Source organism: Gracilibacillus salinarum (assembly GCF_022919575.1).
GTDB lineage: Bacteria > Bacillota > Bacilli > Bacillales > Amphibacillaceae > Gracilibacillus > Gracilibacillus salinarum.
Window position 1 is genome coordinate 944,131 of the sequence record NZ_CP095071.1, and the last position, 11,927, is coordinate 956,057.

Annotated in this window: 9 protein-coding genes and 2 tRNA genes; 1 reads left to right on the top strand and 10 read right to left on the bottom strand. The window is 40.8% G+C overall.

The window, feature by feature from the left end:
• Nucleotides 1–112: 112 nt before the first annotated feature.
• The 10 genes from MUN87_RS04755 to MUN87_RS04800 form a co-directional block, all read right to left on the bottom strand.
• On the bottom strand, nt 113–733 hold the full coding sequence (locus MUN87_RS04755) for a hypothetical protein (RefSeq protein ID WP_244746533.1): 621 nt from the start codon (nt 731–733) through the stop codon (nt 113–115).
• Between the two features lie 373 nt (nt 734–1,106).
• A complete protein-coding gene (locus tag MUN87_RS04760) occupies nt 1,107–2,084 on the bottom strand; it encodes a tyrosine-type recombinase/integrase (RefSeq protein WP_244746534.1) in 978 nt (325 codons plus the stop codon).
• A 99-nt stretch (nt 2,085–2,183) separates the two neighbouring features.
• Nucleotides 2,184–2,257: transfer RNA gene (locus MUN87_RS04765), tRNA-Arg, on the bottom strand.
• Between the two features lies 1 nt (nt 2,258).
• Nucleotides 2,259–2,332, bottom strand: a tRNA-Gly gene (locus MUN87_RS04770).
• Between the two features lie 367 nt (nt 2,333–2,699).
• Entirely contained in the window at nt 2,700–3,224 is a 525-nt protein-coding gene (locus MUN87_RS04775) for a metallophosphoesterase family protein (protein ID WP_244746535.1), read from the bottom strand.
• 14 nt (nt 3,225–3,238) lie between these two features.
• Nucleotides 3,239–3,832 (bottom strand): XTP/dITP diphosphatase, encoded by a 594-nt coding sequence (locus tag MUN87_RS04780; RefSeq protein WP_244746536.1) that lies wholly within the window; start codon nt 3,830–3,832, stop codon nt 3,239–3,241.
• A gap of 15 nt (nt 3,833–3,847) precedes the next feature.
• Nucleotides 3,848–4,591: a ribonuclease PH gene (gene rph / locus MUN87_RS04785; protein WP_244746537.1), complete on the bottom strand. Its 744-nt coding sequence runs from the start codon at nt 4,589–4,591 to the stop codon at nt 3,848–3,850.
• A gap of 313 nt (nt 4,592–4,904) precedes the next feature.
• The gene (locus MUN87_RS04790) at nt 4,905–6,041 is read right to left on the bottom strand and encodes a GerMN domain-containing protein (RefSeq protein ID WP_244746538.1); all 1,137 of its coding nucleotides are present in this window, start codon (nt 6,039–6,041) and stop codon (nt 4,905–4,907) included.
• A gap of 872 nt (nt 6,042–6,913) precedes the next feature.
• Nucleotides 6,914–7,729: a glutamate racemase gene (gene racE, locus MUN87_RS04795; RefSeq protein ID WP_244746539.1), complete on the bottom strand. Its 816-nt coding sequence runs from the start codon at nt 7,727–7,729 to the stop codon at nt 6,914–6,916.
• A gap of 14 nt (nt 7,730–7,743) precedes the next feature.
• Nucleotides 7,744–8,205 carry a MarR family winged helix-turn-helix transcriptional regulator gene (locus tag MUN87_RS04800; RefSeq protein WP_244746540.1) on the bottom strand — a complete coding sequence of 154 codons (462 nt, stop codon included), beginning with the start codon at nt 8,203–8,205 and terminating at the stop codon, nt 7,744–7,746.
• 327 nt (nt 8,206–8,532) lie between these two features.
• On the opposite strand from MUN87_RS04800, the gene MUN87_RS04805 reads away from it, so the two are divergent.
• Nucleotides 8,533–11,781: an FIMAH domain-containing protein gene (locus MUN87_RS04805; RefSeq protein WP_244746541.1), complete on the top strand. Its 3,249-nt coding sequence runs from the start codon at nt 8,533–8,535 to the stop codon at nt 11,779–11,781.
• The last annotated feature ends 146 nt before the right edge of the window (nt 11,782–11,927 follow it).

Here is an 11,927-nt window from a genome sequence, read left to right on the forward strand (position 1 = left end):
TCCGATTGTAAACGTAATCTACTGGTTAAATCGTAACTATTCCGACTTACTTCTTATGTCGCTTTACCACGGTAAAGTGTTGCGTTTACAACCGAGTTACAAACCTACGGAGTTACAGTCCGGTTGCTTGCATAGCTTCCGCCATCAGGTCATCTAGCTTGTTCGATAACACTCCGTTAAAATAGCCGGCAAGGTTACGGATAGGAATTCGCTTTGTCGCTTTAAACGTCTCCTGTATGGCGGTTATAACTGCGGAGATTAGCTCGGCTTTACCTTCCGTAGAATAGTATTCCGTAGCTCTTAACGGCTTTGTTTGTCCGAGATAGACGCCATAGAGTCGGCTTATTGTCGGCTGGCTGTCCTCGCCTAAGAATGTTGTTATCGCCTGTTTAACCGCTGAATACGTGCTAACGCCTGTAGGATACGTATTAGTAACGAATGTATTATTTTTCGCAAGTTTGCGTAAAGGTTCTTTCTCGGAATTTGTTGCCGGTTCCTTTGCGTCTGTTAGGTTGTCGGCTTCTGCTCGCTCGGAAGTTAGTCCGGAAGTTGGCTCGGAAGTTTCCAGCTCTAAAAACGGCTTAATTATAATAATATTCGCACCTCTACCGCCTGTCTTCGGACGGTTACGGCTAACCCTTGCAATCATGCCTAACCGTTCTAACTTGGCGAGTATGTTCCGAGTGGCTCTGTCTGTACGTTCTATGTATTCGGCTATTGTCGCCACCTTCAAGTGACTAGCGCCTGCATACTTTACGGCATACCTGGCGATGAATTTAAATACTTGACGGTCAGTAGCGTTAATGTCGTCGGTTGTAGCGTCTAGGTGGCGTTTTACGTGGAAGTTTAATTCTTGCTTGTCTGCGAATTGTTGGAAGTCGGTTAAATATTTCATATTCGACCTACGTTTTTCCTGCATGGCGTTTCTCTCCTCCGTTTAATTCCGGAGAACTTACCCCTTTCGCAAACGTACGTTCTGTTTAACGGACAGACGTTTCGAATTTTAATGCTTGCGATTTTTTCGAAAGTTCGATACAATAAACCTACGGTAATAGGTGTATCGGTGGTACTCTTTTTAGGGTAGTTCTCCGGTACTCTTTTTTTGTCTATAAAAAGTTACGTAAGCTTTCGGCTACTTCTTCACGGTCTAAGTGCAGGTATCTAGTCGTAATCCCTATATCGCTATGCCCTAGCGCTTTCGAGATTAGAGCAATGTTCGCTCCCTTGCGTAACAGATTCTTCGCAAACCCTCGTCTAAGTGCGTGAGGATTTATGTTCTTTAGTCCGTATTCTCTGGCGTGCTTATTCAACCGTTTAATTATGTTGTTGTGGTTGTTAACGTCACTAGCGATCTTTGTGCCGTTTTTGGTCACGAATAAATAACGGTTGTCCTCTTTATGCTCGCTGCGGATAACGGTATTCTGTTTAATCAAGGCGTCAAGTAGTCGATACAGTACGTTATCAAACGGAAGGTATATCGCTTGATGATTCTTAATTAATCCGCCGTCAATGCGTAGTATTTTTTCGTCAAGGTTAACGTGCTTCTCCTGTAATTCCGTCAACGTTCCGACTCGTACTCCGGTTTGATACATTAATAGCGCTGCGGTTGCGTCTCTTAGCTCGGTAAATCTCGACAAGTCTAACATCGTTAATAGAATGTTTAACTCCTTGTCGGTGGCGCCCTCTTTAACAGGATTGTCGACTTTAATACGGATACTCCGCCAAAAGTTAACGGTTATCCAGCCGTTATCTAAACAACGACTAAGAAACGCCTTCAAACACTTTAGGCGCGTCAGTTTTGTTTGGTTGTTAACGTTCATGGACGACAACCATTCGTAGATGCAGTTAACCGTTATATCTTCTACGTAAGAGACTCCGGTTACTTCTACGAAGTGGTTAACGTGTAGCTCGTAGTCGTTAATGGTTCGCGGACGTAATCCGGATGCTCTCATTTGCTTTATAACGGTTGTTAGCGCTTTATTAATCGGATAACCCTTCTTCTTACCATCGGAGGAGCTTCGAAAAGCCTCCGACAAGTCGGTTAAATCGGTTTGTACGGATAGTGACGGTTTCCTTTTCGTCATAACAAAAAAGCCTCCTAATCGCTAGCTGACCGATTCATTGACCGATACAACCAACGTATTAGAAGGCTCTCTGACGGGCTTTATTGCCGTAAAGTAAAACGTCCCAGGCAGGATTCGAACCTGCGACCCACAGCTTAGAAGGCTGTTGCTCTATCCTGCTGAGCTACTGGGACATGGAGCGGGTGAAGGGAATCGAACCCTCGACATCAGCTTGGAAGGCTGAGGTTTTACCACTAAACTACACCCGCATATAAAATTTGTATTCAATTTGTTCTGCTTACGCTCTAAATGTTCCTGCATCTTCATGATAATTCAAAGATGTTCAATGCTTCGGAACAACTCGAAGCTTACTCGGTGGATGTTTCGCTCGTGGCTGAGGTTTTACCACTAAACTACACCCGCATATAAAATATTTTCATAATGTACATAACGATCGGAATTGCTAATTAATATGTATGCTTCGCTTCAAAAAAATATGTATCTCGTTAACGGACAAGTACCATTATATAAAATTAAGCAGCTATTGTCAACAGATTTATCAAAAGTTTTTTTAAAATCTTTTTTATCTAGCTAAAAAGTGATCAGCAGTAGTATTTCAACTACTGCTGACTGTTTTTACTCATTCAAAGAAGTTTGGTAAGCAAGGCTTGTTATTTCCGTGCCCTCTTTTGTAAAAAAGCGAAGCTCTATATCCGTTAATGCATCATCCGCTGATAATATTGCATAAGAACCTGGATGTGCTGTTCTCGGCTGGCGTATACTGCCTGGATTGATAAAAAGCTGACCATTAACTTTCTCAGCACCAGCTCTGTGCGTATGACCGAAACAAATGATGTTTGCTCCCAATTCTTTCGCCCGATAGGATAATGGCATTAATGTAGAATTCACTTGATGTAAATGTCCGTGCGTTACGAAAAAATGCATGTTACCTACGCGAAAATCAACTTCTTCTGGAAACTGAAAATCCATATCCATATTACCTTGGACTTTCTCAAAACCAGCCAATTCTGTTCCATCATAAGCTAACTCTGAATCGCCGCAATGTATCATCGTATGTACTTCGTCCTGGTGACGCTGTTTGATTGCTATCACTTCATCTGTCCATCCATGACTATCACTTATTATTAGAATTTTTGGCATTTGTCTCACCCCTCTTACAACTGTTTTACCCAGTTCTCGATCTGATCTAACGCTTTTCGGCGATGACTGATTTGATTTTTTTCTTCGGGTGTCAATTCTGCCATCGTTTTAGCACTGTCAGACGGATAAAAAATGGGATCATAACCAAAACCATGTGCCCCTGCTTGTTCAAAGGCGATCGTCCCCTCACACTCACCACGCTTGAAAATTGTCTCCTTCTCAGGTTGAGCGATAGCAAGTACGCATACAAACCTGCCGGTACGGTCTTCACGGGGAACATCTGCTAGCTCGTTTAACACTTTTTCAAGATTTGCCTGATCATCTTTTTTCTCTCCCGCATATCGGGCAGAATACACGCCTGGTGCTCCATCTAATGCATCAATAGCGATGCCTGAATCATCTGCTATCACGGCTGTATTAAACTTTTGGCAGATCGCCTCGGCTTTAATCGCAGCATTGGCTTCAAACGTTGTGCCGGTTTCTTCAATGTCTTCTACCGGATCTGTTAAATCTATCAGGGAAAGAACCTTAATGCCGTATGGTTCAAATAAACGGCGAAAGTCTCTCATTTTCCCTTCATTTTTTGTGGCAATGATTAATTCCTTCATCTGCATAAAACTCCCTTACGCTTGATCAAGATTGATCTGATACGGTTTGATTGCCTCTTCTTGTATAGTAAAAATCTCTTTCATGCCTTTATCAGCTAATGCCAACATCTGATTTAACTGTTCAGTTGAAAACGTCGCTTCTTCGCCAGTTCCTTGCAGCTCAACAAATTGACCTTTACCAGTCATCACGACATTCATATCCACATGTGCCTGGGAATCTTCTGAGTACTCCAAGTCTAAGATTTCTGTACCATCTGGTAACACGCCGACAGAAATGGCCGCTAAATAATCAGTTATCGGCATTGATTTGATTTTTTCATCTTTTAAAAGTTTTCCTAACGCATGAACCACTGCCACAAATGCTCCTGTGATCGATGCGGTTCTCGTACCTCCATCTGCCTGGATGACGTCACAATCCACCCAAATGGTACGTTCACCAATCGAATCTAAATCGACAACCGCTCGCAGTGAACGTCCGATTAACCGCTGGATCTCCATCGTTCTGCCCGAAACCTTTCCTTTAGAAGATTCCCGAATGTTTCTTGTTTCTGTAGCTCTTGGCAGCATCGCATATTCTGCTGTAATCCAGCCTTTTCCTGAACCTCTCATAAAAGGTGGAACACGATCCTCCACACTAGCGTTACAAATGACCTTCGTATCACCTACTGTAATTAATACAGATCCTTCTGCATGTTTGGTGAAATCCGTTTGGATATCGATAGGTCTAAGTTGATCTATTTCTCTCCCTGTTTCGCGCATTCTATTTCCTCCTTACATTCTGTACTATCTTAACATATTCTTTCAGTAGTTGTCCTTTTCATACATTCAATTCTAATTAGAGCATTCTTACGTCAATTATAAGAAATGCACAAGTGCCCGAGTGGACAAAGTTGTCTACGTTAAAAAATGCTAAATCTTAAGTAGATTCAAGCAGATTCCTGTGATACGGCTTATTCATAAACTTGGTACATTCTAACTTTTCACTACGTCGAACTTCTTCCTTGCTAAAATTTTCACTTTCCTACCGTATAAAAGGAAAAACACCTCATACCGAAGCATGAGATGTTTAACATTAGATACTTTCTGTAGGTGTGACCATGTCACGTGAGACAGGCTCTGTGTACGGTTGTCCATTTTCACCCATAACTTCTTCATGGTTTTCGATTGATACATTTACCGCATCAATGCCTTCCTGCTCAGTTAAGGTTAATACAATCGACTTCATGACTTCATCCGCTATTACGCTCTTCTCGCTGTTAGATAAAATGCTTTCATTGAATGTTAAAGATAATACGCCATCTTCCATCACTGGTTCTGCTGCAAGCTGTGAACCTGTATTAATATATGGCTGCATATTCAATTCATATGCCGGTCCATTCAATAAAGCTTGTACAACTGATTGGAATTGATTGTCTTTGTCAACAGAAACATGCTGCGTAATTGGTACATAGTAGACTTCATTGTCACCTTGCATTGGAAAGTAAAGCGTAGTAGCTTTACTTTCCATCAAGTCAATGCCTTTTGCCTGCAACACGTTAATACCGTTAGCTCGTGAATAGCCTTCTGATATCGGTGTGCCATTCACCGGCATTTCTGCTTGTTCTTCTCCGTTGATCCATAGCTTGACGCGCTTCACATTCTCAAATTGCGTTAATGTATATGTCATCGACTCAAGAATTTTTTGCTCATCTTCAGCCTGGTATGTTTTAAAGTCCTCTGACACATTGACTACGATCGTACCGTCTGATTCTAAGTTCAAATCGATAATCTCAGTTCCTGCAGGCAATACTGCTTCAAAACCATTTGGTAACATCGAAGAAACAGGACCGTCCTTCACAAGATATTCTAACACTTGTTTTGCTACTTCTTTTGATTGTGGTGCCGGTAAATCCACTTCTTGAGGCACAACTAGTCCACTTTGATCCATTAAGTACAATACTCTTGTCACCGTCTGTCCAGCATCAGTTGATTCTTCTCCTTCTGTATCCCCTTCTCCTTCTGTTTCTCCTTCTTCAGCAGCATTTTCTTCTGCTTCGTCTGTTTCTTCGCCAGGTACATTTTCCAGATCATCTGTCATTTCTGCGTCTTCTGGAGGGGCATCCATTTGTTCCATTGTTTGCTCTCCTTCAAAAACACCACAACCAGCTAAAAAGAAAAACATACACAGTAATGCAACCCCTAAGATTTTTTTAGTCACATCGATTTTCATAACCGATACCTCCTACGATGGTTTGTACTATTATGTATACGAGCTTATAACTAAAATAGACCAAACAAAAAAATCTTTCCTGTATAATTCAAGAAAGTGAGCATCCACGGTGCTCTTCTAAACAAGCTGTCCGATTGTCTCACAAGAGTTAAACGTTTTTGAAATGACTTTCTTTTCAGTGATTAATAGGCTGGTATGTAAGTATATTTAACATCGTTTAATACGGATTATGTAAGGTGGAACTGTTTGACGTAGAGGTAAATTCCATTAGCTTAGCACAGCTCCATAAATATGCTTTTCGTTATGTAGGAAGCTATCTATCTGCCTGCGCTGCAGTTCAGACTCTTCAAGGAGACAAAACCGGAGGAGAAGTGGTTGGCCTACGCTAGGGTAGGGACTCTACAACTTTTGTAAGAGCTAGCATATCGACAGCGTTATACATAATAGCAATTGCATGAATAACATAATACCTAGAACCACTGCTTTTAGCTGTTCCATGCGTTGTAGCACTTCCCTTAAGCGCAGGAAATAGGCGGAGACTCCCGTGGAATCAGCGCGAGCTGAAGATCCACTTCATTTGTGCCTGTGTCTGCAAGTAACGCTTTGAAGTGAGCTTCCTCGGCACAAGGCAGCAAAGAAGTAGTTCAAGTAGTAGCCTAGCTGAAGCCGTGCCCACAGGACGCGGAGCCTATTTCCGGAGCTTTGCTAAGCAGATAAATTATATCAAAATGACTATACTGCAATACAGCCTTTGTTTACATAATCCATATTATAGGAACCTATCTTCCTATTCAGCATGATTACTTCTACGACTGTACTTATATACTTTCTTTGCTTAAAAAAAAGACATAAGAGGTCTCCTCTTATGCCTTTCATACGCTTCTTACGGAATGCAAATCGATTTTGCTGACTGCGTCTACTCTTTGGTCAAACCAGCGTGAAGCAATTGCCTGAAATACTTCCACGTCCCCTGTTGTGTAAAAATGATTTTGCGGTTCCTCTTGCCCTTGATACAATTTCTTTTGATAGCCAAGAATGGTACTGACCTCTCGGGCAGTCTCTTCTCCGGATGAAATGACTGTCACCGTCGAGCCAATTACTTCTTGGATCAGGTCCTTAATCATTGGATAATGCGTGCATCCTAGGATGATCGTATCCATCTCGCGATATTCTTTCATTGGTCGCAAGGTTTCTCGTACTACTTGATACGCTTCATTTCCTTTAACAATCCCTTGTTCAACTAATGGCACAAAAGCTGGACACGCTAGGTCTCGAACTGTAATCTGTGAATTAATATACTTTAATGCATCCACGTAGGCACGACTGTTAATTGTTCCTTCTGTGCCGATCACCCCAATGTCACCTGTCCTTGAGTTCGTAATCGCCGCTCTGGCACCAGGTTGGATCACACCTACAATCGGAAATGGCAGTTCTTCTTTCAATTGTTCTAAGACAAATGCTGTTGCTGTGTTACATGCAATCACAAGCATTTTGATATCTTTAGTCAACAGAAAGCGAACCATTTCCCATGTGTACTTTATCACTTCTTCTTTAGGACGCGGACCATACGGGCAACGTTTGGTATCACCTAAGTATATAATGGATTCTTTTGGCAGCTGCCGGATTAATTCACTCGCTACGGTCAGTCCGCCAACACCAGAATCTATAACACCAATTGGTTGTTTCACTATTCATCGCCTCTTTACAATTTTGCATTTTTTGTTTGTTGTCGCATCTCACGGTGAAGGAGATGTAAAAGTGTAGATAACTGTTCCATGTCCTCCTCTTTAACATTCGATAGAACCTCACCTAAATACTTCTGTCGTTTTTCAATTACTTCATGAATGATTTCTCTTCCTTTTTCCAACAGATGTATTCGTACCACGCGTCGATCTTTCGTATCACGTACCCGCTCCACGAGATCATTCTTTTCCATACGGTCCACGAGATCAGTTGTTGTACTAAATGCGAGGTTTATTTTCTTGGATAGCTCTCCAAGTGTTAAATCACCGTGCTCCAACAAAAATTGTAAAGCAATAAATTGTGGTGTCGTGATCGGATAATTATTTAAAATTTCACGACCTTTTTGTTTGATAATACCTGAGATATATCGTAATTCTTTTTCGATATCTGCAATACTTTCTTGCTCTTTCGTTTTTGCCAAGTTTTAACGCTCCTTCATACCTATAAATACATAATTATACTATAACACTTTTTTAGCTAATTTGTTATAGAGTTGCTTTTATTGGTTAACAAAACAATTTAGTATGATTAACTATTCTTATATTGTATGAAGCATTTCAATAAAGTGAGACTTTCATCTAGAAGTCTCTTACAAACATACAAGAATTGTTGACTAACGTTTTTGTATATTAATTGTAATAATTGTTCATTGTTAGCGTTTACAAAACTGGTAGACTGTATGGTAATAAGAAAGAGAGGAGGATAGCGCCATACATCAACAGCCAAAAAATTTAATTGGAGGGATCCGATGAAACGAACGCTAGCCATTATACTCTATGCTCTTGTTTGCTGTTGTGCTTTCTATGCCATCTCCCCTGTCGCTCAAGCATCTTCTGAAGACACAGACCAGCTCGCCTTTCCGGGGGCAGAAGGTTTTGGGCAATATGCAAAAGGCGGACGTGGTGGTGAGGTGTATCATGTCACAAGTTATGAATTAACAGGTCCAGGAACTTTTCATGATGCCTTAACTACTGCCGGAGATACACCAAGAACAATCGTTTTCGATATTTCCGGTAACATCACTATTCCACAAATTATCGTCAGAAATAAAGCGAACATTACAATAGCTGGTCAGACAGCACCAGGAGAAGGAGTGACCATTAAAGGAAATAATATCCGTTTTATAGATAGCCATGACATCGTGATTCGTTACATGCGATTCCGGCTAGGAAAAAATGATTTCCAAGATGACGCGTTATATTTTGAAGATAGTCAGAATGTTATCATCGATCATTCCTCCTTCTCGTGGGGGACAGACGAGAACCTGTCCATCTTAAGTAAGAATTATGAGAATCCTGAATCTAAAAATATCACCGTTCAATGGTCGATAATCTCAGAAGGGCTGTTAACTCACTCTATGGGCGGTCTGATTGAGATGAATACAATAACGATGCACCATAATCTTTATGCTCACAATAACGACCGGAACCCCAAAACAAAAGGGCAAATCGATTTTGTAAATAACGTTGTGTATAACTGGGGTGGATATCCTTATGTAGCTGGTGGCGAATCAGGCACTAAAGGTTATGGAAATGTTGTTGGGAACTATTTTGTAGCTGGAGTGAATTCGGCAAATCCCGAATATGCGATCGTTCGCGGTAATGAAAATTATAGCTTATTCCTGCAAGATAACAAAATTGATAGTAATAAAAACGGAAAATTGGACGGAACAAACACAGGAACAGATATGATGGAAGAAGAACGTCCGAGCGTTATTGTCGACAACCGGTTTGCTTATCCTCTGACCAATACCGAGAATCCCGATGATGCCTATCAGCATGTATTGGATTATGCTGGTTCCTCGCTAGAGCGGGATTTGACCGATCAACAAGTAATCTATGACGTCAGAAATCAAACAGGCGCTATTATCGGAAATGAGAATGATGTTGGCGGCTATCCTGAATTAGGCTCAGAGACAAGTAACGATGATACCGATCAGGATGGTATGCCAGATAAATGGGAGAAGAAACAAAACCTAGATCATGAAGATCCAGCAGATCGAAATCAGGATAGTAACGGAAACGGCTATACAAATCTAGAAGATTATTTGAATGAGTTAGCCAGCTCTACTTTTCCTGAAAATTATCCAATGGAACCCCCAGTATGGAACGAAGAACCATTTGAGCCTCCAGTGATAGATCCTGAACCTGAAACAGATCCTGAACCATTGCCCGTATTAGACGGAGACATACTAAGAAATGTAGTTATTAATGATAATAGTAGTAATGGTCATGCCAATGCGCTTAATTGGTCTATTGAAGAAAATTTACAAACGGGGAACCTTGTGGCAGGAGATCGTGATAGCTACCGTTTTACAACCATTCCCCAAGAATTATTAGGAGTCGAATGGATCCGATCTGCAGTTAATTCCAGAAGTGCTTCTAGTGAAGATTTAGTTTCCTTTTATTTAGCTGGGGATGCTGATGTGTATGTCGCGCATGACAGCAGAATAAGTGACAAACCAGACTGGTTATCTTCTTATGAAGAAACAGGTTTATCGATAACAGATGATCAGCCGGTCACCTTTGAATTGTATAAAAAACATTACACAGCTGGAGATCATGCTATTCTTGGCTCAAACAACAATAGTAAACGAATGAATTATTTTGTTCTGATAAAACCGACAGCAACCGAAGAATCAGCTCCACAAGGTAGACCTGAGCAACTAACAGCAGATCTTGAGAATAAACAGGTCGAGTTAACCTGGTCGAACGAATCAGACGCTGAAAACTATTTGATATACCGATCTTCTTCCATGGATCCTGCTTATCGTGCTATTGCCAGCTCTGATTCAACAAGCTATGCAGATGAGACAGTCGAATTGGGTATTACGTATCAATATAAAGTATCTTCCATTAATTCTGCCGGAGAGTCAAGTCTGTCGGAAGCGAAAGATATCTTGTATTTCGACGCCAATACACCAGCTCCAACTAAGCCAGCAGAACTTAACATTAAAGAAGTCAAATCTATTACCGCTGTATTGGAGTGGCAAGAAGTAGAAGGTGCCAAGAGTTATAAAATATACAGATCTTCCAATTCTGCTGATAATGTTGAGTTAATTGGTTATACTCATTCTCCATCGTTTATCGATAAACCTTTGGAGCCTTCCACTGCCTATTCCTATCAGGTTTCTGCAATTGGAGTTGGTGGTGAATCAGATAAGTCAGAAGTACTCACTACCGAAACGAAAGAAGCTATCGAATTTCCTGTGGAACCAACAAATTTAACAACTGAGAGTGTGACGACCTCTTCGTTCGAACTATCATGGCATGCTGTGCAGGATGCTGAACAATATGCCATTTATAGAAAAGCGAATGAAGATAGTAACTACAGCATGTTGACTGAGACAGATTCGACCAGCTTCGTTGATGATTCGATCAGTGTTAATCAAACAGGCTACAATTACAAAATAAAAGCCATCAACGAATTAGGTGAATCGGATTTTTCCGAATCTCTTTTGATTGAAATGCCATTACCTCAAGAACCGAGTCAATTAAGAATCTCTAAGACTGGAACTGACTTTGTTGGGCTAGCTTGGACTGCTAATGGCGGAGCCAGTCAATACAATATTTATCGAAAAAATGGTGATGAAGTGGAGAACCTAGGCAATGCCAAAGTCAACACCTTCTATGATCGTACTGCGGAACCAGGTGTTCACTATACCTATTTTATTAAAGGGGAAAATGCCGCCGGGGAATCAGAATCTTCTAATCATGTAACCGTAATACCTGGACATGACACTGTACTAAATAATTATCTCAATCAGTTTAAACAATCCGGTGATATAAAAGGCTCTTTAGCTGCCCCATTAGAAAATAGTCTTAAACAAGCGAAACACCATCTTGATAAAGGTTCATCTAAACAAGCGATTAAATTTATTAACAAATTCAATAGACAGGTGGAACAAGGAACAAAACAAAACAAGATTTCAACGTTTGCTAATCGTATACTAACTCATTATGCATCTTCCTATTTAGAAAAATTAGAAAGTAAATAGCTAACGCATAGTGCATAAAACGTTATACTTAAGGTTCAATGGGAATTGCAGTGATTTAAGCTTGACACTGCAGCTAATAACTGATTGCTGATATTTTTCGCCTTCTTAACGAAAGAAAAGCACCTCGATTCATTTAGGTGCTTTTC

Excerpts from the sequence above, each read along its gene's own strand:
- MUN87_RS04780 (WP_244746536.1), bottom strand. The coding sequence starts at position 3,832 with ATGAAGGAATTAATCATTGCCACAAAAAATGAAGGGAAAATGAGAGAC.
- MUN87_RS04760 (WP_244746534.1), bottom strand. The coding sequence starts at position 2,084 with ATGACGAAAAGGAAACCGTCACTATCCGTACAAACCGATTTAACCGAC.
- rph (WP_244746537.1), bottom strand. The coding sequence starts at position 4,591 with ATGCGCGAAACAGGGAGAGAAATAGATCAACTTAGACCTATCGATATC.
- MUN87_RS04805 (WP_244746541.1), top strand. The coding sequence starts at position 8,533 with ATGAAACGAACGCTAGCCATTATACTCTATGCTCTTGTTTGCTGTTGT.
- MUN87_RS04775 (WP_244746535.1), bottom strand. The coding sequence starts at position 3,224 with ATGCCAAAAATTCTAATAATAAGTGATAGTCATGGATGGACAGATGAA.
- MUN87_RS04790 (WP_244746538.1), bottom strand. The coding sequence starts at position 6,041 with ATGAAAATCGATGTGACTAAAAAAATCTTAGGGGTTGCATTACTGTGT.